At 48.0% G+C, this 26,949-nt stretch carries 20 protein-coding genes; 12 read left to right on the top strand and 8 right to left on the bottom strand.

Features of this window, described 5'->3' with window-relative positions; translation table 11 throughout:
• The first annotated feature begins 82 nt into the window (after nt 1-82).
• From D7D25_RS01110 to gldN, 10 genes are all read left to right on the top strand, one after another.
• Nucleotides 83-322 (top strand): hypothetical protein, encoded by a 240-nt coding sequence (locus tag D7D25_RS01110; protein ID WP_122967124.1) that lies wholly within the window; start codon nt 83-85, stop codon nt 320-322.
• Between the two features lie 222 nt (nt 323-544).
• A complete protein-coding gene (locus D7D25_RS01105) occupies nt 545-1,807 on the top strand; it encodes a pyridoxal phosphate-dependent aminotransferase family protein (RefSeq protein WP_122967123.1) in 1,263 nt (420 codons plus the stop codon).
• Nucleotides 1,808-1,815: 8 nt separating this feature from the next.
• Nucleotides 1,816-3,147 (top strand): pyridoxal-phosphate dependent enzyme, encoded by a 1,332-nt coding sequence (locus D7D25_RS01100; protein WP_122967122.1) that lies wholly within the window; start codon nt 1,816-1,818, stop codon nt 3,145-3,147.
• Between the two features lie 133 nt (nt 3,148-3,280).
• A complete protein-coding gene (locus D7D25_RS01095) occupies nt 3,281-4,075 on the top strand; it encodes an SDR family oxidoreductase (RefSeq protein ID WP_122967121.1) in 795 nt (264 codons plus the stop codon).
• A 4-nt stretch (nt 4,076-4,079) separates the two neighbouring features.
• On the top strand, nt 4,080-5,174 hold the full coding sequence (locus D7D25_RS01090; RefSeq protein ID WP_122967120.1) for a VOC family protein: 1,095 nt from the start codon (nt 4,080-4,082) through the stop codon (nt 5,172-5,174).
• 53 nt (nt 5,175-5,227) lie between these two features.
• Nucleotides 5,228-6,202, top strand: a complete 975-nt coding sequence (locus D7D25_RS01085; protein ID WP_122967119.1) for a type IX secretion system membrane protein PorP/SprF — start codon at nt 5,228-5,230, stop codon at nt 6,200-6,202.
• 420 nt (nt 6,203-6,622) lie between these two features.
• Complete coding sequence (locus D7D25_RS01080) at nt 6,623-8,041, top strand: SUMF1/EgtB/PvdO family nonheme iron enzyme (RefSeq protein ID WP_122967118.1); 1,419 nt, start codon at nt 6,623-6,625, stop codon at nt 8,039-8,041.
• Nucleotides 8,042-8,204: 163 nt separating this feature from the next.
• A complete protein-coding gene (gene gldL, locus D7D25_RS01075; RefSeq protein WP_122967117.1) occupies nt 8,205-8,963 on the top strand; it encodes a gliding motility protein GldL in 759 nt (252 codons plus the stop codon).
• Between the two features lie 8 nt (nt 8,964-8,971).
• Nucleotides 8,972-10,522: a gliding motility protein GldM gene (gene gldM / locus D7D25_RS01070; RefSeq protein ID WP_122967116.1), complete on the top strand. Its 1,551-nt coding sequence runs from the start codon at nt 8,972-8,974 to the stop codon at nt 10,520-10,522.
• Nucleotides 10,523-10,659: 137 nt separating this feature from the next.
• Nucleotides 10,660-11,631 carry a gliding motility protein GldN gene (gene gldN, locus D7D25_RS01065; protein ID WP_122967115.1) on the top strand — a complete coding sequence of 324 codons (972 nt, stop codon included), beginning with the start codon at nt 10,660-10,662 and terminating at the stop codon, nt 11,629-11,631.
• 59 nt (nt 11,632-11,690) lie between these two features.
• Here gldN and D7D25_RS01060 read toward each other — a convergent pair whose 3' ends face one another.
• The 7 genes from D7D25_RS01060 to nifJ form a co-directional block, all read right to left on the bottom strand.
• Nucleotides 11,691-13,007, bottom strand: coding sequence for a UDP-glucose/GDP-mannose dehydrogenase family protein (locus D7D25_RS01060; RefSeq protein ID WP_122967114.1), 1,317 nt, complete (start codon nt 13,005-13,007; stop codon nt 11,691-11,693).
• Between the two features lie 196 nt (nt 13,008-13,203).
• A complete protein-coding gene (locus tag D7D25_RS01055) occupies nt 13,204-14,427 on the bottom strand; it encodes an FtsX-like permease family protein (protein WP_255417125.1) in 1,224 nt (407 codons plus the stop codon).
• A gap of 11 nt (nt 14,428-14,438) precedes the next feature.
• Nucleotides 14,439-14,777, bottom strand: coding sequence for a 30S ribosome-binding factor RbfA (gene rbfA, locus D7D25_RS01050; RefSeq protein WP_122967113.1), 339 nt, complete (start codon nt 14,775-14,777; stop codon nt 14,439-14,441).
• 7 nt (nt 14,778-14,784) lie between these two features.
• Nucleotides 14,785-15,417, bottom strand: coding sequence for an O-methyltransferase (locus tag D7D25_RS01045; RefSeq protein ID WP_122967112.1), 633 nt, complete (start codon nt 15,415-15,417; stop codon nt 14,785-14,787).
• Nucleotides 15,418-15,558: 141 nt separating this feature from the next.
• Complete coding sequence (gene pyk / locus D7D25_RS01040) at nt 15,559-17,031, bottom strand: pyruvate kinase (protein ID WP_122967111.1); 1,473 nt, start codon at nt 17,029-17,031, stop codon at nt 15,559-15,561.
• An 18-nt stretch (nt 17,032-17,049) separates the two neighbouring features.
• Complete coding sequence (aroQ, locus tag D7D25_RS01035) at nt 17,050-17,484, bottom strand: type II 3-dehydroquinate dehydratase (protein WP_122967110.1); 435 nt, start codon at nt 17,482-17,484, stop codon at nt 17,050-17,052.
• 105 nt (nt 17,485-17,589) lie between these two features.
• Nucleotides 17,590-21,156, bottom strand: coding sequence for a pyruvate:ferredoxin (flavodoxin) oxidoreductase (gene nifJ, locus D7D25_RS01030; protein ID WP_122967109.1), 3,567 nt, complete (start codon nt 21,154-21,156; stop codon nt 17,590-17,592).
• Nucleotides 21,157-21,689: 533 nt separating this feature from the next.
• Between nifJ and D7D25_RS01025 the strand changes: the two genes are divergently transcribed.
• Nucleotides 21,690-23,858, top strand: a complete 2,169-nt coding sequence (locus D7D25_RS01025) for a bifunctional alpha,alpha-trehalose-phosphate synthase (UDP-forming)/trehalose-phosphatase (protein WP_122967108.1) — start codon at nt 21,690-21,692, stop codon at nt 23,856-23,858.
• A gap of 10 nt (nt 23,859-23,868) precedes the next feature.
• A complete protein-coding gene (locus D7D25_RS01020; protein ID WP_122967107.1) occupies nt 23,869-24,960 on the top strand; it encodes a mechanosensitive ion channel family protein in 1,092 nt (363 codons plus the stop codon).
• On the opposite strand, the gene D7D25_RS01015 is transcribed toward D7D25_RS01020, so the two are convergent.
• Complete coding sequence (locus D7D25_RS01015; protein WP_122967106.1) at nt 24,947-26,743, bottom strand: glycoside hydrolase family 15 protein; 1,797 nt, start codon at nt 26,741-26,743, stop codon at nt 24,947-24,949. The genes D7D25_RS01020 and D7D25_RS01015 overlap by 14 nt on opposite strands.
• Nucleotides 26,744-26,949: the final 206 nt, after the last annotated feature.

The raw sequence follows: 26,949 nt of genomic DNA, 5'->3' as shown, positions 1-26,949 counted from the left end.
ATCGTTAAATAATACAAACAGATCAACCAGCATTGCCTGAATCATTGTATCTTTATTCCTGAATCAATTTATCGCACAATATATGGGATTCCTGATTAAATTTTTTCTGGGTTTTATGGTTGTCTATTTTCTGCTGAAAACAGTCGCAGCCTTTCTCTTGGGAAAGCGTGGCACACAGACTTCAAACTCCCGGCAGCCACGGGCACAACAGGCCAGACAACCTGAGAACCAACAAGATCGGATCATTGAGTATCAGAAAAAGAAATTCGAGTCGAGCGAAATCGAGGACGCAGATTTCGTAGAGATACATAAACAGCAGTAGAATACCTGATACTTGCTCATTTCCATCATCAAATCCGGCCCACTGACAGAAGTAGCGTGAAGTGTTGATGGGTTCCTCCCTATTTCAATAATACCGACAAATCAAAGGTATGTGATTTAGCTGCGGGGATATTTCATTGTTAACGAGAGAATAACTATTTTTGCACCTAAAAGGGAATCGGTTCCTTTTTATCAAGGAAAATCAAACCAATCATATACAATCGTGACAGATATTTTCGACCGGCTGAAAAGTGCCGAAGGTCCGCTTGAACAGTATCGCAAGAAAGCGGAAGGATATTTTATCTTTCCCGAACTGGAAGGTGAGATAGGTCCCAGAATGAGGTTTCTCGGTAAAGAGGTGATCACCTGGAGTCTGAACAATTATCTGGGATTGGCCAACCACCCTGAAGTGCGTGAATCGGACGCGAAAGCCGCGGCCGACTGGGGTATGGCATATCCTATGGGTGCGCGTATGATGTCGGGACAAACAAAATATCACAAAGAGCTGGAGGAAAAACTCGCTGCCTACGAGAAAAAGGAGGCTGCCTATCTGCTGAATTACGGTTATCAGGGAATGGTTTCTATCATTGATTCTCTGGTCTCAAGGAATGATGTTATCGTTTACGATTCCGAATCCCATGCTTGTATCATGGATGGTATTTTTCTGCATAAAGCCAAGGGTGGAAAGAGTTTTGTATTTCCCCACAACGATATGGAGAGATGTGACAAGATGCTTGGTTTCGCTACCAGAAAAGCAGAAGAGACAGGCGGTGGTATCCTGGTGATTACCGAAGGAGTATTCGGTATGTCGGGCGATTTGGGCAATCTTCCCGAAATCGTTAAATTCAGAGAAAAATATAATTTCCGCCTGATGATCGATGATGCACACGGATTTGGCACCATGGGGGACTCCGGAGCGGGTACAAGCGAACATTTCGGATTGATGGACGAAGTGGACATCTATTTTGGCACCTTCGCCAAATCAATGGCCGGTATAGGGGCTTTTGTCGCTTCTGAAAAAGCGATCGTCCATTCATTGAAATACAATATGCGCTCCCAGATCTTTGCCAAATCACTTCCTATGCCCATGGTGATCGGCGCATTAAAACGCCTCGAAATATTACAGACACAGCCCCAATATAAAGAAAAGCTGTGGAAAATCGCCAAGTCGTTGCAAGAAGGACTGGTGGCCGAAGGATTCAATATCGGCAATACGCAATCACCGGTGACCCCCGTCTATTTCAGCGGCTCCGTCCCCGAAGGCACCAATATTGTAATCGATCTGCGTGAGAATCATAATGTTTTCTGCTCCATCGTGGTATATCCGGTGGTACCTAAAGGAGTATTAATGCTCAGACTGATCCCCACGGCCTCTCATACACAGAAGGATGTGGATGAGACCATTGAGGTATTCAAAAAGATAAAGGTTAATCTCGAAGCGGGAAAATATATGGCTGACGAGATGAAATCGATGTCCACCACATAAAAAGGAAAATGCTTCGCATAAAAATTCAGCATAAGTACCATTTAGCCTGTACCGGCTGTGGGCATGTCACTCCCAACTTCTGGACATGGTTCGAACAGGATCAACAATGCCCGAAGTGCGGAAGCAAACATTCCGAAGTGTGGTACAACCGACCTTATCAGCGGTTACCGCGACTTATCGGACGCCGCAACCCTAACAGTTTCTGGCATTATTTCCCTTTTCTCCCGCTATTACGCAAAAGGCATATCATCTCGAAAGGTGAAGGCGCCATTCCCGTAGAACAGTGGACATTCCTCGAAGAGTTTGCGAAGGAGAAGTACGGGCTCGATCTCAATGTTCATGTCTACAGGAATGACCTGAACGGAGGTACAGGGACATTTAAGGATATTGCTGCTTCGTTGGCAGCCAGCCTGTTCAACGAGATCGGCATCCATCAGTATTGTATTGCTTCCACCGGTAATTCGGCCACGGCTTATGCCAAATATCTTTCCCTGGCAAAGGTAAATTGTTCCGTATTCATGCCGGAAGACGCTATCAAAACATCAGAAGCCACTATCAGTTCTTACGGGCAACAGGTTTTCCGTGTGATGGGCGACTATGCCAAAGCAAAGGAAATTGCAGCGGGATATGCCAGACTGCACAATATTCCGATATCGACCGGCAACATCGATCCTATCCGTGTGGAAGCAAAGAAGACAATGGTCTTCGAATGGCTTCGCCAGATGGACAAGTTTCCTGATGTGTATATCCAGGCAGTCAGTGGCGGCACAGGCCCCATCGCTATAGACAAAGGTATCCGCGAGATTAAACAGGTCTATCCTGAATTGAAAAATCCCCGCTTCCTTCTGGTACAGACAGACGGGTGCGACCCGATGGTGCAGGCGTGGGAAGAGGCTGAAGCCGTCGGATTTCCCGTAGGTTTTGAGAAGAAATATCCTATTATTGACAATCCTCAGACAGAAGTTCCTACCCTGGCAACAGGAAATCCTGCGACCTACCCTATCGTAGCAAGATTGGTAAAAGAGTCAGGGGGCAGCTTCCTGCGGATGCGTGAAAAAAAACTGGTGTCCGTAGGTAAACTGACCGCCTATGAGCAGAAAGTAATCCCTGGACCGGCATCTGCCGTTTCTATCGCCGGATTCTTCGTCGCACTCAGGAAAAACCTCATCAAAAACGGAGAGACAGTGCTGCTCAATATAGGAGAAGGCCCCAATCGCGCCCCCTATTTCCTGGAGCAGATGATCTATACCTCCCATAATGTATATAATGTGGATGAATGTGCCCCCCACTCCATAGACGATTACCGATCACAACTCTGGAATGAGGTGATGCGCGACTGATTGAAGAAAAGGTGGAATGGTGATCAGGCTGATGTGGCGATGATTTGCTGATGCGCTGATTAGTTAATGCACTGATTATAGGAAAGAAAAAAACAAAAATCGCAATTAATAACAGGTAATTAATAATTAGTAATTGGTAATTAATAACAAAACCATATGGATTACAGGTGCTTCGTCGGGTATCGGTGAAGCATGTACTTATCTCTACGCGCGGCAGGGAGTCAACCTGATCCTTACGGCTACACGGGCCGGCAGGTTGGCGGAGGTGCGGGCAGAGTGCATCCGGCTTGGTGCACAATGCGTAATATTACCATATGACCTGTCCGATCTGGCACATATCGACGAGTTGACCGATAAAGCCATAATGACTTTCGGGGGGATCGACATCGCATTTCTGAATGCCGGTATCAGTCAACGCTCCAAAATACTAGAAACAGACGGCAAGGTAGATGAAAAGATCATGGCTGTGAACTTCTTTGCACCGGTAAAGATCAGTAAACGGCTATTACCTGACATGATTAAAAAAGGCGGAGGAACCATCGCTGTCACCACCAGCATCTCAGGGAAATTCGGCTTTCCTCTGCGATCAGCCTATGCTTCATCCAAATTTGCCCTCTATGGTTTTTTCGAAACCCTTCACGCGGAGTACTACCACCGGAATATCCGGGTAGTGATGGTCTGTCCCGGAAGGATAAAGACAAGCATCTCCTTCAATGCGTTAGAAGCCGATGGCAGCAAACACGGACAAATGGATCACGGGCAGAACAACGGCATCTCCGCGGAGAAAGCAGCAAAGAAAATCGTGAAGGCCATTGATAAACAGGAACCTGAGGTGTTCGTCGGAGGGAAAGAGTTACTGATGGTATATGTCAAGCGTTTTTTTCCCGGACTGGCAAGAAAAATGGTCAGAAAGATCAAAGCCACATAACTATATGAAAGAGAACTATATCATTGCAGGGATCCAACAGGTAGGTATCGGAGTAGAAAAACTGTATGAAGCATGGAAATACTATATTGACCTGTTCAATATGGATATTCGTATCCTTGAGGACGATAAAGTTGCCGAACTGATGCTACCCTACACGGGTGGAAATCCACAACAGCGCCATGCGCTGATTGCTGTTAATATGCAGGGTGGCGGCGGTTTTGAAGTGTGGCAATACTCACAAAGGAAACCAAAACCGCTTGACTTCACATTGAATATGGGCGATCTGGGTGTTTTGGTCTGCAAAGTCAAAAGCAGGGACGTGAGCCGCACGTTCGAAGAATTTTCCAAAAATCCGAAAGCTTATTTCCTCGGCGGACTCAACAAAAATATCGACGGAAATCAGACTTTTTATGTGAAAGACCCATATGAAAATCTGTTTCAAATCGTAGAGGACAATTACATTTTTAAAGACGAAGGGAAGTCGACAGGCGGTGCGGTTGGCGTAACTATCGGCGTGACTGATATCGATAAAGCGATGACAGTATATTGTGATATTCTGGGTTACGATAAGATTATCGCAGACGAGACAGGCGTTTTTCCCGATTTCGAAGGATTGCCTGCAGGCACACAAAAATTCCGTCGCCGTTTGCTGACACACTCACAACCCAGAAAAGGAAGCCTTAGTGAACTGTTCGGTCCATCCTATATAGAACTGGTACAGGCACTGGAACACACCCCGAGAAAACTTTACCAAGGGCGTTTCTGGGGTGACCCCGGCTTTATTCAGGTTTGCTTCGATATCCGGAATATGGATGCATTACGCAAAAAGTGCGCTGAGTCGGGGCATCCCTTTACGGTAGATACCACACAAAATATCAAGGAAGGCAGCTCCTTCGACATGGGTGACGCCGCAGGACAATTTGCATATATTGAAGATCCGGACGGCACGTTGATCGAATTTGTGGAAACACACAAAATACCAATCGCAAAAAAATTGGGCCTAAGCCTAAACCTGAAAAACAGGGATCCCGAAAAACCGCTTCCGAGGTGGATGCTCGGGATGCTCCGGCTTATGCGGGTAAAATCCTCCAAGATATAATAGGAAATTCCTCCCGGACACAATTTTTTCGTCGTTTTTCAGTTATACACATAATGGAAAAACGGTGCTTATTATTAACCATACTCCTGTCGCTGTGCAGCCTGTCACATCTGCAGGCACAGTGGGATGACCCGCCCGGTCAATACTGGGCCGTGAAGAGTTATCTCAATTCCTCGTTTGCGGGTGATACAGAGGCGATCAGCACCACCGCCTTTTACCGTTATGGATGGAGAGGCATAGCAAATGCACCTCAACAAGTTATCCTTACCGCCGATATGCCCTTTGAATTTTTCGGCAGACGCCACGGCGTCGGACTGGTGATGAATAATGAAACCGTAGGCCAACTGAGTAACTCATTGCTGGCAGTACAATACAGTTTCAAAAAAGAGTTCGGTAAAGGCTGTCTGAATATGGGGCTACAAGCCGGGGTGCATGACTTGAATTTCGACGCGGGAAGCAAATATATTTTTCAAGATTCATTACAACATGGGCGGGGGACGCTGAAAGTGGCCCCCGCCGACAAACAGGTGATCGACCTGAGCGCCGGCATCTCCTGGACAGGGAAATCTGTTTTCATAGGTCTGTCGGCAATACATCTCAATCAACCCCGGTTTTATGTCCATAATGACTCTCTGGGAGCTGATCTTCAAACCGACTCTACGTTGTCGGCTATTCCCCTTTCCTGTAATTTGATGGCCGGATACAATATTACTCTCTTTCATACGTTAGAAATACAACCGATGTTGTGGGTTCAGACCGACCTCAGCAGGTTACAAGTGCAGGCTACCCTTCGCCTCGAATACAATAAAAAATTATCAGGCGGTATATCATGGAGGATGAACGACGGATATCTGCTTTTTGCCGGAACTACCATCCGTGAAGTAGAGTTGGGATATGCCTACGGATCGCATACCAAGGGAATCGGACAAAATAGCAGGGGGAGTCATGAGCTCTACCTCCGATATAATTTCCCGCTCGATCATTTCAAACCCAAGCGGCAACCGCATAAGAGCATCCGGCTTTTATAGTGAAGAATGAAGAGGGAAGAGGGAAGAGGGAAGAGGGAAGAGGGAAGAGGGAAGAATGAAGAATGAAGAATGAAGAATGAAAAGGGAAGAATGAAAAGGGAAGAGGGAAGAGGGAAGAATGAAAAGTGAAAAATGAAGAATGAAGAGTGAAAAATGAAGAATGAAGAATGAAGAGGGAAAAATGAAAAGGGAAGAGGGAAGAATGAAAAGGGAAAAATGAAGAATGAAAAGGGAAGAAGTAAGAGGGAAGAGGGAGACGATTGGCGCTAATTTTTAATTTTTCACTTTTGATTTTGAGTTCCCACCCGAAACGTCTTTTTTGGTGAAAATACCAAAAAACTCTTGATTTTCAGCAATTTGCAAACTAAAAAAATGGTGTTTTGGGGTTTTCGGAGCAGGCTCAATTTTTAATTGGTAATTATGAGGAGATATATCTTACTTGGGCTGTTACTGATAGTGATCGTCTCTTGTGGCAGACGGGGGATCGGGAGCAGTATCGGCGGTGAACTGACCGGCATCCCCGTGGGCAAAGTGTGGGTGGAACCCACACCATACAATATGGTACTGGTGTCACGGGGAACTTATATCATGGGGCCGGGAGAGATCGATTCGCTTTGGGGATTCTCGATACCTACCCGCGGCGTGTCGGTAGACAATTTCTGGATGGATGAGACGGAGATCACGAACTCCCAATACAAACAGTTTGTTTACTGGGTACGGGATTCCATCATCCGAGAACGGCTGGCAGACCCGGCCTACGCCGGCGATGACTTTTACAAGATCACCGAGGATGAATACGGTGATCCTGTCACCCCCCGCCTGAACTGGAGGATTCCCATCCCCTGGACAAGAAATACCGAAGAGGAAGAGGCTGCTATCAACAGTGTGTATACCACACATCCCATCACAGGAGAAAAAATGCTGGATGCCCGCCAGATGAATTTTCGTTACGAGTGGTTTGATGCCGCGGAAGCGGCCAGACGACAGCACCGGCTGAACCCCGCAGAGAGGACATTCAATAGCGACATGGCCATCGATCCCAACGAAGTGATCATGATATCGAAAGATACCGCATATATTGCTTCCGACGGGCGGATTGTCAACGAGACCGTCACCCGCCCGCTTAGCAGCCTATACGATTTCGTGCACACGCGGATCGTCAATATATACCCCGATACCACCTGCTGGGTGAACGATTTTCCGAACGCCGACAACGAGCGCTATTTACGCCATTACTTTTCCCATCCCGCCTATGCGCACCATCCGGTAGTAGGTGTCTCATGGGAACAGGCGACCGCCTTCTGCGAGTGGCGCACCCTCTTTCTGCGCAGGAGTATTAACAGACAAGGGGTGACGATAGAAAAATACCGTCTCCCCACCGAAGCGGAATGGGAAATGGCGGCACGAAATGCCAATTCCGACAACCGATACCCGTGGGATTCCGACGCCACAACAAGTGAAAGCGGCTGTTTCCAGGCCAATTTCAAGCCGGGCGACGGAGCCTATGGAGCCGATAACCACCTTATCCCCGCCAAAGTGAGGAGTTTCAAACCCAACAACTCAGGCTTGTATGATATGGCCGGGAATGTGGCGGAATGGACTTCTACCGCCTACACCGAGTCGGGGAATGAACTGATGGGTGACCTGAACCCGGAATACAGCTATAATGCCACTACCGAAGACCCTTATGCATTGAAACGAAAAGTAGTGAAAGGAGGCTCATGGAAAGATATCTCCACCTTTATCCGGTCGGATATGCGCGACAGCGAACACCAGAACCGCGGACGTTCCTATATCGGATTCCGTTGCGTAAGGACGCAGGTCAGTGCGGGAAAATAAATTATATGAACAAAGAGTGAAAAATTAAGAACTTTCCAAGTTCTAAGTTCCAAGTTCTAAGTTCTAAGTTCTAAGTTCCAAGTTCCAAGTTCTAAGTTCTAAGTTCCAAATTCCAAATTCCAAACTTCAAACTTCTAAACTTCAAACTTCTAAAAGAAAAAGAATGAACGCTTACAAAAAATATAAAAATAGTCTCGAACGCTTCCTGCAGACCGAGCGGGGAAAACGGTTCATCAACTTTGCTTATAGTTTCGGGGCGGCCATAGTGATCCTCGGTGCGATGTTCAAACTGCTTCATTTTCCCTTCGGCAATGAGATGCTCTTTATCGGGATGGTCACCGAATGCATTGTCTTTATCGTTTCTGCATTCGACACGCCGATACGGGATTATAACTGGGAACAGGTATTCCCTGCTCTTTCCGGCAATTCCGAAAACGGAGATAGCCCCCAACTTAATACCGGGATGCCTCAACAGACAACTGTAATGTCACGCGAAATCATTTCCGGTCCCGTCGCGCAAAATGCTATGTCAACCCCATCCGGAGCAACCGCAGCCTCACATACAAACTTATCGACCTCTGCCGGCGAACCGGGGTATGAAATCCCTCACAACCTCTCGGCACACACCGAAGAGTACGGCAAACAGATGGAAAACCTTAATCGCACATTGTCAGGACTCAACTCCATCTACGAGATACAGCTCAAAAGTGTCAGCAGCCAGATCGGCGCTATCGAGCAGATCAATCAGGGGCTGGCCCGCCTCAGAACCATGTATGGCGACACACTTCCCGACGGATCAGTTATTAAAGCGGAAACAGAGAAAATGGCGGATCAGCTCAGGGAACTGAACGAAGTCTATGGGCGCATGCTGAAGGCTATGACAGTGAGCAAACAGAACAATTCCGGTAACCCCAACATATAATCCCATCCATGGCAGTCAACAGTCCCAATTCGCCCCGTCAGAAAATGATCAACCTGATGTACCTGGTATTCATTGCAATGCTGGCGTTGAACGTATCGGTCGAAGTGCTCGACGGGTTCGAAATGGTGGATAATAGCCTGGGAGATTCATCCGGCACGATGCTGGAACGCAACAGGCTGATCATGGACGAATTAACGGCCTACCATGCGCAGAACCCGGAAAAGGCCGGTGAGTGGTTCCGGAAAGGGGTGCAGGTGCGCGCCATGAGCGATTCGCTGACAAGATATATTGGAGAACTGAAACTGCGTATGGCGCGTGAAGCCGACGGAAGAAAAGCAGATATCAATCACATCAAACACAAAGACGATCTGGAAGCCGCCTCGGTGGTCATGCTCTCCCCCGTAAATGGTGAAGGAAGAAAATTCAGGAACGCAATCGATACCTACCGCGACTCAGTAACGCGACTCGTGACAGATCCCGCCCGCCGGGCAATCATCGAAAAAAATCTCAGCACACAACCACGATCGGCCAACAAAAGCTGGGAAGCCTCTCTTTTTGAACAAATGCCGCTGTCCGCAGCTATCACCATGCTTACCAAGATAGAGAATGATATCCGCTCATCGGAAGGGGAAGCACTCTCCAATATTCTGCACAATGTGGATATTGGCGATTTTCGTGTAAACCGGCTGAATGCTTATATCATCCCCGAGTCCGATATCGTCATCCAAGGCGGTTCCTATAATGCCCGTATTGTACTCTCGGCAGAAGACTCTACCCGGCAACCGCTTATCATGGTCAACGGCGAGATTCTCGATAGAAAAGAAAACGGATCCTTTTCTGTGCGGGCCGACCGTACTGGAACATTCCCTGTAGAAGGGTATTTGGAAATGGCCGGCAGTGAGGGTAGCGTGACCCGTCGCCCGTTTGCGGCCAGCTACACCGTGATTGAACCGATCGCCACCGTCGCCCCCACCCTGATGAATGTATTGTATGCCGGCATCGACAACGAGATCGGCATTTCCGTACCCGGTATCGCTCCGCAGGATGTCAGTGCGACTATCACCCACGGCACCCTCAGCCGTCGGGGGAATATGTGGATTGCCCGTCCCTCGGCCATAGGACAGGATGTCACCATATCGGTATCGGCCCGTACCGCCGGTGGAGAGGTTCGGCGGGTGGCTGTCAAAGAGTTCAGGGTACGCGCACTCCCCGATCCCACTCCATACATTGAATACAATGACGCGAACGGAAATCCGGTGATGTTCAGGGGAGGCGGATTCCAGAAAGCGGCTTTAATGAATGCCGGCGGGATCAAGGCAGCCATCGACGACGGCATCCTGTCCATTCCGTTCCGGGTGATCAGTTTCCGTACCGTCTTCTTCGACTCCATGGGAAATGCCATTCCCGAAGTTTCCGATGGGAACCGTTTCTCTGATAGGCAGAAAGAGCAGATCAGACGTCTTGCGCGAGGCAGTTATTTCTATATTTCGGGCGTACGCGCGGTCGGCCCTGATGGTATTGAGCGGGAGATCGCGGTGATGGAGGTAAGAGTCCAATGAAAAATTGAACGTTGAAAATGAAGTATTGAATCAGGAATTGTGAAATGTTGAAATTGTGAAATCAGCATTGAATTGCAAATCGACATTGTCAAATCTTATAGTCTTGGTTCTTGAATCTTGATTCCAAATAAAGAAATATGCAAACAAAACGATTACTCATATTCATTCTGTTGACGGTAGGGGTTGCTACCCTTTCTGCCCAAGAGACAGCGAGGGAAAGAATAGAACGACGTCGGCAAAGCGCTGTGCAACAAAAGGCTACCGGCACGAGTATCCGCATGGGGCAACCGGATCGTCACAGCGACGAACAGATAAAAAACGCCAAATGGTCGCGTATCATCTACCGTTATCTCGACCTTACCACAGAGGCCAATGCCCCGCTCTATTACCCGGTCACCCCTGTAGATGGGAAGATGAGCCTGTTTACCATGCTATTCAATCTATTGCGGGAAGATGCCGTTGTGGCTTATGAATATCTGGACGGACGGGAAGAGTTTACCGATGAGTACCGGATAGATTTTCAGGAATTGCTGGACCGGTTCGGAATCTATTATGAAACCGCCGAGGGGAAGATCATGGTCAATGACGTCGATATTCCCGGCAATGAGGTAGAAGGTTATTTCGTGAAAGAGGCCTATTATTTCGACACGGGCAATTCCGCTTTCAGGGTGAGACCGCTCGCCATTTGCCCTGTCTTGCAGCGCCGGGACGATTATGGTGCCGCCACACGCTATCCTTTATTCTGGATCTCTTACGATGAAATAGCCCCTTACGCGCGACGAGTACCGCTCATGGGCTCGTCGTTTAATAACAGTATGAACGGTAGCATTGATGATTTTTTCCGTATGAGAAAGTATGACGGGGAGATCTACAAAGCACAGAATCCGCGGAACCTTGCCCTCTCGCAGTACACCTCCACTCCCGAAGAAATGAAGGCTGAACAGGCAAGAATAGAACAGGAACTGATCGATTTCGAAAAGAATCTCTGGAAGCAGGAAAGCCACCCTGTTGTCCCTCAACGCCAGAAAGTAAACCCTCGGGGCAAAAGAAGATCCCCGGCAACTTCATCCGGCACGGCATCCATCTCCATGCGGGACAGGAGGTATTAGTATTCATCGGGAGAAAAGCCGGTCTTTCCTGTACCTTGGGTGAAAGGTGAGAGATACCACTATTGCCCGATACCGCTATAAGCAAATCCGTAGGAGGCAAGTTCCTCCATATTGTAGATATTTCTTCCGTCTATCACGACATGGTCGCGCATGATCTTCTTCAGGATACTCCAGTTGGGCAGCCGGAATTCTTTCCATTCAGTAGGCACTATCAGCGCGTCAGCGCCACTGGCGGCATCATAAATATCGGTAGCATAATAGATGGAATCGTTCAGGTAATGACGGGCTTCCCGCATTGCCGCGGGATCATAAGCCCGCACAGACACACCTGCCTCCCGCAGGCTTTTGATCAGGGTGAGTGACGGTGCTTCACGCATATCGTCGGTTTCGGGCTTAAACGACAACCCCCATACAGCTGCGGTCTTCCCTTCCATCCCGCCCTTAAAATGATGTTTGAATTTTTGAAACAGGATATCTTTCTGACGGTTATTCACCTCTTCCACTGCCTTCAGGACACTCATCTCATATCCGGCCTCCTGCGCCACCTTGATCAACGCGCGGATATCCTTGGGAAAGCAACTTCCCCCGTAACCGCAACCGGGATAGAGGAAACTCCTGCCGATCCGGGAATCGCTGCCCATTCCACGGCGCACCATATTCACGTCGGCTCCGACCCGCTCACACAGGTTGGCGATATCATTCATGAAACTGATACGGGTCGCCAGCATGGCATTGGAAGCATATTTGGTCATCTCCGAGGAAAGGATATCCATAAAAATCACCCGGAAATTATTCAACAGGAACGGACGGTAGAGCCGAGTCATCCGTTCTTTTGCCCTTTCCGTTTCCACTCCCACGATCACCCGGTCGGGACTCATAAAGTCGTTCACGGCGGCACCTTCCTTCAGAAATTCGGGATTGGAGGCCACATCAAATTGCAGATCGGTCAATCCCCGTTCATCGAGCCGTTTTCTCACCAGATCCCTGATACGATATGAAGTCCCCACGGGAACAGTGCTCTTGGTGACAACCATCAAGGGTTTGGACATGTGCTCGGCAATAGTATTTGCCACTGTCATCACATAAGAAAGATCGGCTGTCCCGTCTTGGTTGGAGGGAGTGCCCACTGCGATGAACACAATTTCCATATCATTGAGTATAGCCGGCAAATCGGTCGAGAAATGAAGCCGATCCGCTTCATAGTTGCGCGCCACAATATTCTTTAATCCCGGTTCGTAGATGGGAATAATTCCCTTCTTCAGTCTCTCTATCTTTTCACTGTCGATATCCACACAGGTCACATCGACACCCATCTCAGAAAAGCAGGCTCCCGAGACCAAACCTACATAACCTGTTCCTACAATTGCTATTTTCATTTTTCAATAGAATAAAGAGTAAAGACTTTCAATCAATTCCCTCACCTTACCACCTTCTCACTTTTCCACCTTCTCACCTTACCACTTTCCCACCTTCCCATTTTCCCACCTTCCCATTTTCCCACCTTCCCATTTTCCCACCTTCCCACATTACCACTTTTCCACTTTTACTTTTCCGCCTTTCCACTTTCCCGCCTTACTGTTGGAGTTTCTTTCTCAAGTTATTGACGGGATAAAGCACTGTCAACAGGCTTATCAAGCTCACCACCGCAAAAGCGATCACCACATCCGTCATTTTGACGATCACCGGATAGGCGTCAATGATATAAGCACCGGGGGTATCGCTCAGCCGAAGCAATCCGAAATGTTGCTGCAATAAACACAATGACAACCCGATAATTATGCCGGAGAGGATACCGATAAACGAAATCAGCCATCCTTCGTACAAAAAGACACGCGATATCAATTGTTCGGATGCTCCCATATTCTGCAAGCTTTTGATATCGTCCCGTTTCTCCACGATCAGCATGGAAAGCGAACCCACCAGATTAAAAACAGCAATCAACAACACGAATACCATGATCAGGAAGGTCACCCATTTCTCAATTTGCATCATCCGGTAAGATTCTTTTTGTTGTTGATACCGGTCTTCCACAAGAAAATCATCTCCCAGGACACGTTCTATTTCACGCTTCACTCTGTTCACCGAGACGTTGGGGTCCAATTTGATATCCAGCGACGTCACCTGGTTTTCATACCCAAAAAGATCCCGCGCCAGTTGAATAGGAATGATAGCCATTTGTTCGTCATATTCCGGGGAATTGAGGCTGAAAACCCCACCCACCTGGATGTATGCCCTGGTGAATGCTGCAGCCGGGTTAGCCAGGTTCACCCTTACATCACGTTTGGGTGCATATATTTCAATGGGATTGATAAACCCGGGACGCGCGCCCAGGGTCATTGCCAATCCGGAACCCAGCGTAGTATAGTCCACCACGTCTTCGCGCAGGTTGAATGATCCCTCCAGTAATAACTTCTCCATGTCGGTCATCCACTTAAACTCCTCCGATACTCCTTTCATCAGCACCGGAACCTGACTTTCGCCGAACATAAAAAGGGCATTCTCTTCCAGTGATTCGGAAATGATCTGTATGCCATTCACCTGCAAGGCCTTCTCAAATTCCGGCGTATGATAATCAAACACTTTTCTCTCTTTCACCGTAATCTTCAGATCGGGATCGAAAGCATTGAATGTGCCCTCCATGATACCTCCGAAACCATTAAAGATAGAAAGCACGCATATTATGGCCGCAGTAGCGACAGCGATACCGCACACCGATATGGCGGAAATCACATTGACGACATTGTGTGATTTCTTTGAGAAGAGATATCTGCGCGCTATGAAAAAGGAGACGTTCACCGCTCGGGATTTTACTGGTCTTTCAATAACCTGTCGATATTTTCGATATAATCGAGCGAGTCATCCACATGAAAGGTCAGTTCAGGGATCACCCGCAATTGGTTTCTTAACCGTTTGCCCAGGTCGTAACGGACGGTCTTCACATTTTCATTGATGTTCCTAACCAACTCTTCTGCTTTTTCCGAGGGGAACACACTCAGGTAGGCATGGGCGACACCCAGGTCGGGCGATACCCGCACGTGGGTTACCGAAATCAACACGCCCTGCATCTTTTTGGCATCCAGCAGAAAAATCTCGCTGAGTTCTTTCTGTATCAACCGGTTTACTTTTTGTTGTCTGTTCGTATCCATGCTATTGTTATTTTTTTCTTATCAATGTCAATCCGTCGCGGAGAGGCAGGATCACCTTCTCCACCCGGTCGTCATCGGCCAGTTTCCTGTTAAAATCCAATATCGCTTGGGTTGCCCAGTCGTTACTTCTCACCTCTTCTATCACTTTTCCGTACCAAAGGGTGTTGTCGACCAGGATGAACCCCCCTTTCCTGATTTTCGGCAGGGTACCCTCGTAATGAAGAGCATAATCTTCCTTATCGGCATCAAGGAAAGCGAGATCGAAACTTTCATCCGGAAAACGGGAGAGGATATCCAACGCATCACCCAGATGAAGGATAATCTTGTGTCCGTGCTCAGATTGCGCAAAATTATCGCGTATCCGGTCTTCTAATTCATCATCAATCTCAATGGTGTGAAGTTCGCCTCCTTCCGCGAGGCCCTCTGCGAAACAGAGAGCAGAATATCCGACAAAAGTACCGATTTCCAATACCCTCTTGGGACGGATCATTTGGGTGATCATTTTCAGGAAGCGTCCCTGCAGATGCCCGGAAGTCATGTTTCCCTGCAACAGTTTCACATGCGCGTCCCGATCGATCTTTTTCAGCACCTCTGGCTCCGCATCTATATGGGAGAGTATGTATTCTTCTATTTTGCTCATTGATACTACTTTTAGAATTACCAATTACCAATTACCAATTACCAATTACTAATTTATCATGCGAGCCTCATCATCTTATTATATTGGCACATTAGCACATTAGTCACATTGACACATTAGTCACATTGGCACATTCAATGGCTACATTGTATAATCGGGTAGATTGTATTTCTCTTTGGCTTCGAGAATTCTCCAGACATCTATGATTTCCAGATAGGTCGTTCCTCCGGTTTCACCGAAACTTCCTCCCAGGTAAGCTACTCTATCCTGAGACCGGATCGTCTTCTTTTCGAGCATTTGATTGATCGCTTCCGTGAAATAGGCGCGCCGGCTCTCCTTGGTGTTACCATCCCCTTTTCCTTGCTGAAATTCCGCCCAGATACCGTATGAGAGTGCCAGCTCACGTGCCAGCCGTTTGGTGGTGGTAATAGCGTAAACGGGACTCTTTCCCCGGAATGCAGCCAAGACCCGGGCAGTCCTGCCGGTGTGACTGTCAGTCACAATCGCCTTTACATTCAGGATGGCACACGATTTCACCGCCTGCTTGGCGAGAAATTCGGTAACCCCACGATTATCATCAGGATCATAGGGTACCCGGATATCGTTCTCCGACAGTTTGGTCAGTTCCGCCTCATAGGCTGTCTTTGCCATGGTACGCACCGCCTCTACCGGATACTTGCCATAGGCTGTCTCACCGCTAAGCATTACCGCATCGGTACGATAATAGATCGCATTGGCGATATCGGTAATCTCCGCCCGCGTGGGACGTGGATTATTGATCATGGAGTGCAGCATTTGAGTAGCCACAATAACCGGTTTCTTATGATGAATGGCTTTTCTTATCAGCACACGCTGTATACCGGGTATTTTTTCTTGAGCTACTTCTATTCCCAGGTCTCCACGGGCGATCATAATGCCATAAGCCGCTTCCAGTATCTCGTCGGCATTATCCACTCCCTCCTGGTTCTCTATCTTGGCAATAATTTTGATCGGACTGCGCAGCGCGTCCAGTATTTCCTGCACAGCTTCCACATCCTCCCTGTTTCTCACGAACGAATGCGCCACAAAATCCACATCGTGTTTTGCGGATAATTCGAGAAATTTCTTGTCTCGATCAGTAATTGCAGGAAGGTTGATACGCACACCGGGAATATTCACGCTCTTGCGGCTACCGATCACCCCGTCATTTTTGGCGCAGCAAAGCAGATAATCGCTCGCAACCTCGATCACTTCCAAATCCACTTCTCCGTCATCAATCAGGATATCATCCCCCACATGCATCTCTTGGGTGATATTCCGGTAGGTGATATATACCGTATCTCTTGAGGAGATGCCCTGCGGATTTCCCACAATTCTTATCTTGTCTCCACTTTTCAATTCAATAGGACTTTCCAACACCGTGGTGCGAATCTCCGGTCCTTTGGTATCCACCAATATCGCGATCTGATCGGAAACTATCCGTACATTGTGAATGATATTGAGAAACCCTTCTTCATCAAGATGGGCGGAATTAAGCCTTACCACATTCATTCCGGCATCGAATAATTGTTCTAAAAAGGGCACATCGCAACGTTTATCGGAAATAGTGGCAATAATTTTCGTATGTTTATACATATATGTTGATTTGTAAATTCATTGATGTGATGATGGGTTGAGAACCAAAGCACTCAACGCCAAACGATAGGAATCGGTGCCGAAACCGGCAATGACTCCGAGGCAGACAGCCGACAGCATTGAGTGGTGGCGGAACTCTTCCCGCGCGTACACATTGGAGACATGCACCTCTACCACCGGAGCAGGGACCGCCTTGATAGCATCACGGATGGCTACGGAGGTATGGGTATAACCTCCAGCGTTGAGGATAATGCCATCCGTTTCAAATCCGGCTTCCTGTATCTTGTTAATGATTTCGCCCTCCACATTCGATTGGAAATAGTCGATCCCAATACCGGGATTATCGGCCCGCAACCGTTCCAGATAGTCGCCGAATGGCTGACCACCATATACTTCCGGCTCCCTGACACCCAGCAAGTTGAGATTCGGGCCGTTGATGATTTGAATTTTCATAACTGTTCATCTTCTTAGACCGCAAAGATACATCATTATTTTCAAACAACGGGGGTATCACCATAAGTGACACCCCCGGGAGTATGGCAGCTACTATATGGTCATTTACTTCGCCTCATCCGCTGTGTCTGTTACCGGCACGGCAAACGACGCTTCAGCCATCCGCCGGTAAGAGCGGTAACGCCATTGCGCATTCTCTTTCGCGGCGGCAAAAAGCTCGTCGGCTTCCCGCGGGAATGACTTCATCAACTGGGTGTAACGGACTTCTCCGAGAAGGAAGTCTTTAAATTTACTCCAGTCCGGCTCTTTACTGTCGAGCTGGAACGGATTCTTTCCTTCTTCCTCCAGACGCGGGTCATAGCGCCACAGGTGCCAGTATCCGCATTCCACCGCGGCTTTCTGTTCAGACTGGGCGTGTCCCATTCCTTTTCTTAAGCCGTGACTGATACAGGGAGAATAGGCAATCACAATGGAAGGGCCGTTGTAAGACTCGGCCTCCTTAATCGCCTTCAGTGTCTGTGCCTGGTTGGCACCCATGGCTACCTGTGCCACATATACATATCCGTAGGTAGCGGCAATCATGCCAAGATCTTTTTTACGTATCCGCTTTCCCGCGGCGGCAAACTTGGCAACCGCGGCGATCGGCGTCGACTTGGATGATTGTCCTCCCGTATTGGAATAGACCTCCGTGTCAAGGACCAATATGTTGATATTCTGTCCACTTGCCAACACATGGTCGAGACCGCCAAAGCCTATGTCATAAGCCCAGCCATCACCTCCGAATACCCAGATTGATTTCTTGGACAAATATTTCTCAAGCGACAGGATCTCCGCCGCGATCTGGTTCCTCACCCCGGTGAGAGACGCGATGATCTTGGGAGCCAACTCTTTCGAGACTTCGGCATCCTCTCCGTTATCGATCCATTGGCGGAACAGTTCTTTCTGTTCTTCGGTGAATTCTCCCGAGGCGAGCCCTTTTTGCATTAAGTCCCGGATACGGTTACGCATACTCATATGGGCAATGGCAAAACCATATCCGTATTCGGCATTGTCTTCAAAGAGCGAGTTGGCCCACGCCGGCCCTTTACCTTCTTCATTTTTGGTATAAGGTGTGGCCGGGGCAGAAGCGCCGTAGATAGAGGAGCAACCGGTGGCGTTGGCGATCATCATCCTTTCGCCATAGAGTTGTGTGACCAGCTTCACGTAGGGTGTTTCTCCGCAACCTGAGCAGGCACCGGAGAATTCAAACAACGGCGTGGCAAACTGGGAATTCTTCACATTCAGTTTCACATCCACCAAATGCGCTTTACTGGTCACATTATCCACCATATAATCCCAGTTTTTCTGGTTGTCGTACTGTGTGGCGATGGGCACCATTTCGAGCGCCTTTTCTCCTTTCTTGCCCGGGCACACATCCACACAATTGCCACAACCGAGGCAATCGAGCACATCCACCTGAACACGGAAACCCATATCGGCAAACTGCTTGCCCTGTGCTTTGAGGATTTCCACATCTTCTCCCACACCTTTCTGTTCTTCCTCATCGAGGACAAAGGGGCGGATGGTGGCGTGGGGACATACATAAGCACACTGATTACACTGGATACATGTCTCGGGCTTCCATACCGGCACGCTCACCGCCACCCCGCGTTTCTCGTAAGCGGTTGTACCCATTTCCCAGGTACCGTCTTCACGGCCGCTGAAAGCAGATACAGGCAGGCCGTAACCTCGCTGCGCGTTTACCGGGCGTACCACCTTCCGGATAAATTCAGGCGCATCGCCGGAGGTGTCGGCAACCGTCTCGATAGCAGCCCATTCCATAGGCACTTCCACTTCTTCGACGTCACCTCCACGGTCGACCGCCGCGTAGTTCATTCTCACCACCTCTTCCCCTTTTCTTCCATATGATTTCACAATGAATTTCTTCATCTGCTCCACGGCAAGTTCATAAGGAATAACGTTGGATATTTTAAAAAATGCCGATTGCAGGATGGTATTGGTACGATTACCCAATCCGATCTCTTCGGCAATTTTGGTAGCATTGATGATATAGAACCTGATATTGTTTTCAGCAAAATATTTCTTTATCGGGTCAGGCAGATGATTGCCCACTTCTTCTTTAGTCCATAGCGAATTGAGAAGAAATGTTCCGTTCTTTTTTAATCCTTTGGTCACATCATACAGATGGAGGTAGGCCGGCACATGGCATGCCACAAAATTGGGCGTGTTCACCAAATAAGTCGAACGAATGGGATTATCGCCAAAACGAAGGTGAGAACAAGTAAATCCGCCCGATTTCTTGGAGTCGTAAGCGAAGTAAGCCTGTACGTATTTATCGGTATTATCACCGATGATCTTGATAGAGTTTTTATTAGCTCCTACGGTACCGTCCGATCCCAAACCGTAGAATTTGGCTTCGTAGGCGGTCTCATCTATAGTGATCTCTTCTTTCAAAGGAAGCGATTTGAATGTCACATCATCTACAATACCGATAGTGAAATCGTTTTTCGGTATATTCATGGAGAGGTTTTCAAAGACCGATACGATCTGTGCCGGAGTGGTGTCTTTGGAGGAAAGCCCGTAAATTCCTCCCACAATTTCAGGCGCACCTTCTTTTCCATAGAAGGAATCCTTCACATCAAGATAGAGCGGCTGTCCGGCAGCACCCGGTTCTTTGGTCCGATCAAGGACGGCGACACGTTTCGCCGTTTCCGGAATTGCCGACAAAAGCGCTTCGGCCTTAAAGGGACGATAAAGATGAACGGCCACCATTCCCACTTTCTCCCCTCTCTCGTTAAGGTAATCCACTGCCTCGCGAATAGTTTCCGTTACCGAACCCATGGCGATCACTACCCTCCCGGCTTGCGGATCACCGTAATAATCGAACAGGCCGTATTTACGGCCGGTCACCGCTGCCAGTTTTTCGAGGTATTTTTCCACCACGCCAGGTACCGCATCGTAAAACGGGTTGGAAGCTTCGCGCGCCTGAAAATAAATATCATCATTTTGAGCCGTGCCTCTTGTAACAGGATTATCCGGATTCAATGCCCGGTCACGAAATGCTTGTAAAGCCTCCCGGTTAATAAGGGGTGCCAGGTCGTCGTTCGATAAAGCCTCTATCTTCTGGATTTCGTGTGATGTGCGGAATCCGTCGAAGAAATGGAGAAAAGGAACACGGCTTTCTATCGCTGCCAAGTGGGCTACGGCCGCCAGGTCCATCACTTCCTGTACCGATCCGGTGGCAAAAAGCGCGAAACCGGTAGGCCTTGCAGCCATTACATCCTGGTGGTCGCCGAAAATAGAAAGGGCGTGTGAAGCCAATGCGCGTGCCGAAACGTGAAATACGCCGGGAAGCAACTCTCCCGCTATCTTGTACATGTTGGGGAGCATCAACAACAGTCCCTGGGAGGCGGTAAAAGTGGATGTAAGTGCTCCCGCCTGCAAAGAGCCGTGCACCGCTCCGGCAGCCCCGGCCTCCGACTGCATCTCCTGCACCAGCACCGGCTGTCCGAAAATATTTTTTCTTCCGGCAGCCGCCCATTCATCCACATATTCGGCCATAGTGGAAGAAGGGGTTATCGGGTAGATCGCGGCCACCTCGCTAAACATATACGCGATGTGAGCGGCGGCCTGATTACCGTCGCAGGTTAAGTAAGTTTTTTGTTTTGCCATAATTATATGATGATGTTACTATAAAATTGCAATCCTCCGTTTAGATACTTCACAACAGTTCAATTACATCAGGCACTCTGAGTCGCCTTGCTCCTCGATTTCCAATTCTCGCAACGGCAAAGTAAATAAATTCACTCTGCTCTCGCTGAACGAAATAGCTCTATGCTCGACATAGTATAAACAAGTTTTTCCGCTCTACTCACTTATCGAAAACATTCAAGCGAGGTTGACTTTCGCCCCTATTGCTTATCGAAAACGTTGTAATCTGAGCAACGAAATTACTATAAAAAAGTGGAAGCGACAAACCATACTGTTTTTTTTGTTCGCGGACCATTTGATAAAAAAAGAATCCAAACAGAAAAAAATAAGTTAAATTTTAATCTTTCATCAAAGTATAACGTTATAATTAATATACTAATGGGTCAATAAATCAATGTGCCAATTTAATCATGTGACAATGTGGGAAGTGTTTTTCGCTTTTCATTTTAATTTAAACAGTCATGGCCCTTGCTTTAAAAAGTGTTGAATAAAATATGAAGATAATAATAATTGCCAATAGATTACCTGTCAAAATTGAACGGGAAGAGAAAGGGTTTTGTATCGTCAGAAGTGAAGGGGGGCTTGCCACAGGCCTCGGGTCCCTGGAGACAGAATCCGAAATCTACTGGGTCGGTTGGCCCGGTATTCATACTGAGGATGAAGAGGAAAAGAAGGAGATCACGGAGAAATTACATGAAATGAATTTTCATCCTGTTTTTCTTTCCGCCAATCAGATTGAATACTATTACGAAGGTTACAGCAACAGTACCATCTGGCCGTTGTGCCATTACTTTTTTTCCTATATCGAATACAAGAGGGAATACTGGCAGGCATACCAGGAAGTGAATCGGCTGTTTTGTCAGGAGTCAATTCCTTTTATAGAAAAGGATGACATGATATGGGTCCAGGACTATCAATTGATGTTATTGCCAAAAATGCTCCGCACCGAAAAACCGGACACGAATATCGGCTATTTCCATCATATTCCTTTTCCTTCTTACGAACTTTTCAGGGTGTTGCCGGAAAGGGAGGCAGTATTGGAAGGCCTTCTCGGCGCGGATCTTATCGGCTTTCACACGCATGATTACATGCGGCATTTCATCAGTGCCATCTATCGCGTACTGGATCTGAACTGCAGCCTCGACGAGATCAATCTCCGGGACCGGATCGTTCATGTCGATGCTTTCCCGATGGGCATCAATTATGAGCAATACCATGAGGCACCCGGGTTGCCGGCGGTGAGAGAAAAGTCGGAGATGCTCCGCAAAGAGCTTGGCGACACTACCGTAATACTTTCCGTAGACCGCCTCGATTACAGCAAAGGTATCCTTCACCGCCTGCAAGGTTTTAAACAGTTTCTGGATAATCATCCCGAGTATCATGAGAAGGTATCGCTGACCATGATAGTGGTGCCTTCACGCGACAGTGTGGATATGTATGCCGACCTGAAAACAAAAATCGACCAGGCTATCGGGGAGATCAACGGCCAATATTCCAGATTGGGATGGACTCCCATCTATTATTTTTACCGTAGTTTCTCATTCGAAGAACTGATCGCGATGTATGATATCGCCGGGATTGCCCTGGTAACCCCTCTGCGCGACGGAATGAATCTGGTGGCCAAAGAATATCTGGCAACCCAAAACAGCCACAGCGGCGTTCTTATCCTCAGCGAAATGGCCGGTGCCGCTATCGAATTACAGGATGCCATCATCATCAACCCAAACGACAGCGACGAGATTGAAAGAGCCATATTGGAGGCGCTGCGTATGCCCGAACCGGAAAAGAGAGAAAGGCTGGAAAATATGCAGAAACGGATATCCAAACAGTCGGTGAAGAAATGGGCAAACGATTTCGTGGAAGAACTACAGGCCATCAAAGTCCAGAACAAGGAGATACTCCAGAAGATCGTAGGGAAAAGACAGCTCAACCAGATCAAGAAGGCTTATGACGATGCCACCTCCCGCCTGATCCTGCTCGACTATGACGGTACCCTTGCACCCTTTGTCAAAAAACCGGAAGATGCTGTTCCATCTCCCAGATTAATGGAGCTTTTACAAAAGATGTCCGGAGATAAAAGAAACAAGGTGGTGATCAATAGTGGAAGGAACCGTCAAATCCTTGACCGGTGGTTTCATGGATTGGAGCTTGATTTTGCCGCCGAACATGGTATGTTTTACAAAGAAAACGGGCAATGGCACAAAAATATGCAGGAGAAAGTGGAATGGGACGAGGAGATCATTCAAATCATCCAGCATACAATCGACAAAACTCCCCGCTCTTATCTCGAACAAAAGGACGCATCACTGGTATGGCACTATCGCAAAGTGGACGTCTGGCTTGCCGAACTGCGGGCACAGCAACTGATCAATGCCCTCATAGGGCCCTGCTCCCGGTTGAACTTGCAGATCGTTCCGGGAAATAAGATCGTGGAGGTCAAACCTCCCGATTTCAACAAGGGCAGCGAAGTGTCGCGCAGGCTGGAAAAGGGATCGTACGATTTTGTACTGGCTATCGGCGATGACACCACCGATGAGGATATGTTCAGGGTGCTTCCTCCGGACGGTATCAGCATCAAGGTGGGTAATTTCTCTGCTGCGGCGAAATACCGTATTCCGCTGCAATCATCCGTAATTCCGTTTTTATCCAACTTAATTCAATGACAATCTCACTATGGATTTTATCGACCATCTTATCCCCGGCAGTTCACTACGATACCCATTGATTGCATTGCTATTCGTTGGATTATTCATCATACTGGCTCTTGCTTTTAATTTTATCATCAGGAAATGGAGGATTCGGACACGTAAAAGCAAAAGCCACATTGATGATTTTATTGTCCGCCTTTTCAGAGTTCCCGGGATATGGATTATTTTCTCGATATTATTGAATATATTCAGCGCGCTGTTACAGGAGGATGCCCGTACATTTGCCATCTTGCAGAAAATAAGCCGGATATTGCTGATTCTCACACTCGGATGGATAATGGTACAGGTTATCAGGGGTGCCTTTCATTATTGGCAGAACAAGCTCGACATCCATAATCCCAACAACCTTGAAGCCAGGAAGAGGCTTACACAGATGAGCATGATCGAGAGGATCGCAATCATACTCACAGCCTTTGTCTTCTTTTCGATAGCGCTGATGACGGTCGATTCGGTCAGGCAACTGGGTGTCAGCCTGCTGGCTTCGGCCGGTGTGGCGGGGATTATTATCGGATTCGCGGCCCAACGTAGTTTCGGACAGATATTCTCCGGCATCCAGATTGCTTTTACCCAACCGATCAGACTGGATGATGTGGTAGTCATCGAGGGAGAATGGGGACGGATCGAAGAGATCAATATCACCTACGCGGTGGTAAAGATCTGGGATGAGCGACGGTTGATCGTACCCATCGATTATTTCTTGAACAACCCTATACAAAACTGGACAAGAACCACTTCCGATATATTGGGGACAGTATTCCTCTATGTCTCTTACGACCTGCCCCTGGAACCATTGCGTGAAGAACTGGCTCGCATAGTGGGAAATGACCCCAATTGGGACGGACGTGTCCATAACATCCAAGTCACCGACAGCAAGCAGTGGTACAAAGAGATCAGGGTATTGGTCAGCAGTAACAACTCATCCAGCAACTGGGATCTCCGGGTAGCTGTCCGCGAAAAACTGATCGATTTCATCAATCGGCACTATCCCGGATCGTTCGCGAAAATCAACTCGGCCGTTACGGGAGAAAAAGGGACTCTGCCCGTTATGGACGAATAAATTTGGAGAGCTGCTTCTCCTCCGAGAACAGCACCGCTGTGTTGATAAATGCAAGGTGTGAATAAGCCTGCGGGAAGTTGCCCAACTGGCGTTTGGTCTTAAAATCGAGATCTTCGCTGTAGAGCCCCAGGTGATTGGAATAGGAAATCATCTTCTCAAATATTTCACGCGCCTCCTCTGTTTCGCCGATCTTATAAAGCGCCTCGATCAGCCAGAATGTACAGATAGTGAATGAGGAGGCAGGCACACCGAAATCATCCTCTGCCTTATAACGGTACATCAGTCCTTCATGATAAAGGTGCTCTTTGATGGCCTTTACCGTTTTCACATACCGTTCATCGTCGGGTTCGATAAAGTCATAGAACTGCATAAGCAACAACGAGGAGTCGTAATCCGTATTACCGTAGGCCTGCGTGAAGCATTGCAACTCTTCGCTCCATCCCTTCTCATGCACTTCCGCCTTGATCATATCCGCTTCCCGGCGCCATTTCTCGGCGTAATACTCTTTTTGCAGGAGTTCAGCAATCAACGACGCCCTGTCCACTGCCACCCAACTCATTACCTTGGAAAAGACAAAATGCATCTTCCTGGTACGGAATTCCCAGATACTCCTGTCCGGCTTGCTCCAGGAAGCCAAGACCGCGCGCACCAGATTCTTGATGATCTCCCATATCTCCTCCACTTCATCCAGCGTTCCCGGGAAATAGAGATAGTACTTATAGATGACATCCAGGAGATAACCGATAGAGTCATTCTGCTCCTGGTAATAGGCTGCATTCCCGATTCTTACGGGGCGTGACCCTTCGTAACCGCTCAAATGGGCCAGCTCCTCTTCCGTCAGTTCACGTTCACCGCGGATGCCATACATGATCTGGATGGTCTCGTTGCGCGATGATTTCAGGATGCGTTTCACAAAACCGATAAAACGCTCTGCGGTGGCCCGCTGCTTCATGAACAGCAGGGTATCTATCGACATGGAGGCATCACGCAGCCAACAGAAGCGGTAATCCCAGTTCCTATTCTCCCCGATACTTTCGGGCAAGCTGGTAGTCACCGCTGCCAGCATGGCTCCCGATTCCTGGTATGACAACAGTCTAAGCACAAGCAGGCTGCGTTTGATCATGTCGTTATATTGCAGATAATCCCTGGATCGGTTTACAAAATTGAGCCAGTATACCTTTGTCCGTTCGTATTCGAGCAGGATACGGTTGATATCCACAGTCATTAATTTCTGGTTATAGGACAAAAGAAAGAAATGATGGCCGGTGAGCTCAATCTCCCGGCGACCAATCACTATTTCCGGATCGAAGCTGCTATAGAGATAGATTTTATCCTCCGAGTCCTCTGCCGAGTGTGTTTTGATATAACCTCCCACTATTTCATGACGCACCTCTTCACGGGCATAATTGATCTTCGGATCATATATTATCCTCACTACGGGACGTCCTCTGGTGACGCGTATGTAGCGGTGAATTTCCGGCGGCATGTAATAGCGGTTCGCCTCGGTCTCGTAACGGGGCATATAATCGAACACGATAAACCCGTTTTCAGGCGAATCAAATCTTGTCAACAGCATATTGGTATGGCCGTGATAACTCTGGGTAATGGTATATTCATCCGACACCTCAAAATGAAAACTACCTCCCTTTTCCTCATCCAGCAGTTTAGCAAAGACAGAAGGCGAGTCGAAATCGGGGAGACAGAACCAGTCGATACTCCCTGTTTTCGACACCAATGCCGCGGTACGGCAGTTCCCGATTATTCCGTAATCCAAATTCTTCATCCTAATCATTTTTGTCGATTCCGCGCATCGGCACAACCGGAAATTCACTGCATGCCGCTTGCCCGACGAAATCGCATGTTACACTTTTCCTGTACACATTCATATAGATACGGACAAAGATAGGTATTCCAACTCAGAAAGGGAAGGTCATTGATCAATAAATCCGGCGATTATATCTATTAAGCCCGCTTTCAATGGTAAATCGG

The organism is Proteiniphilum sp. X52 (genome assembly GCF_003712195.1).
Lineage (GTDB): Bacteria > Bacteroidota > Bacteroidia > Bacteroidales > Dysgonomonadaceae > Proteiniphilum.
The sequence above is the reverse complement of the archived record's forward strand: the minus strand, read 5'-3'. Positions and strand labels throughout refer to the sequence as shown.

Coding starts and splice junctions, on each gene's coding strand:
- D7D25_RS01110 (WP_122967124.1), top strand. CDS start 83: ATGGGATTCCTGATTAAATTTTTTCTGGGTTTTATGGTTGTCTATTTT.
- D7D25_RS01100 (WP_122967122.1), top strand. CDS start 1,816: ATGCTTCGCATAAAAATTCAGCATAAGTACCATTTAGCCTGTACCGGC.
- D7D25_RS01090 (WP_122967120.1), top strand. CDS start 4,080: ATGAAAGAGAACTATATCATTGCAGGGATCCAACAGGTAGGTATCGGA.
- D7D25_RS01085 (WP_122967119.1), top strand. CDS start 5,228: ATGGAAAAACGGTGCTTATTATTAACCATACTCCTGTCGCTGTGCAGC.
- D7D25_RS01080 (WP_122967118.1), top strand. CDS start 6,623: ATGAGGAGATATATCTTACTTGGGCTGTTACTGATAGTGATCGTCTCT.
- gldL (WP_122967117.1), top strand. CDS start 8,205: ATGAACGCTTACAAAAAATATAAAAATAGTCTCGAACGCTTCCTGCAG.
- gldM (WP_122967116.1), top strand. CDS start 8,972: ATGGCAGTCAACAGTCCCAATTCGCCCCGTCAGAAAATGATCAACCTG.
- gldN (WP_122967115.1), top strand. CDS start 10,660: ATGCAAACAAAACGATTACTCATATTCATTCTGTTGACGGTAGGGGTT.
- D7D25_RS01060 (WP_122967114.1), bottom strand. CDS start 13,007: ATGAAAATAGCAATTGTAGGAACAGGTTATGTAGGTTTGGTCTCGGGA.
- rbfA (WP_122967113.1), bottom strand. CDS start 14,777: ATGGATACGAACAGACAACAAAAAGTAAACCGGTTGATACAGAAAGAA.
- D7D25_RS01045 (WP_122967112.1), bottom strand. CDS start 15,417: ATGAGCAAAATAGAAGAATACATACTCTCCCATATAGATGCGGAGCCA.
- pyk (WP_122967111.1), bottom strand. CDS start 17,031: ATGTATAAACATACGAAAATTATTGCCACTATTTCCGATAAACGTTGC.
- aroQ (WP_122967110.1), bottom strand. CDS start 17,484: ATGAAAATTCAAATCATCAACGGCCCGAATCTCAACTTGCTGGGTGTC.
- nifJ (WP_122967109.1), bottom strand. CDS start 21,156: ATGGCAAAACAAAAAACTTACTTAACCTGCGACGGTAATCAGGCCGCC.
- D7D25_RS01025 (WP_122967108.1), top strand. CDS start 21,690: ATGAAGATAATAATAATTGCCAATAGATTACCTGTCAAAATTGAACGG.
- D7D25_RS01020 (WP_122967107.1), top strand. CDS start 23,869: ATGGATTTTATCGACCATCTTATCCCCGGCAGTTCACTACGATACCCA.
- D7D25_RS01015 (WP_122967106.1), bottom strand. CDS start 26,743: ATGAAGAATTTGGATTACGGAATAATCGGGAACTGCCGTACCGCGGCA.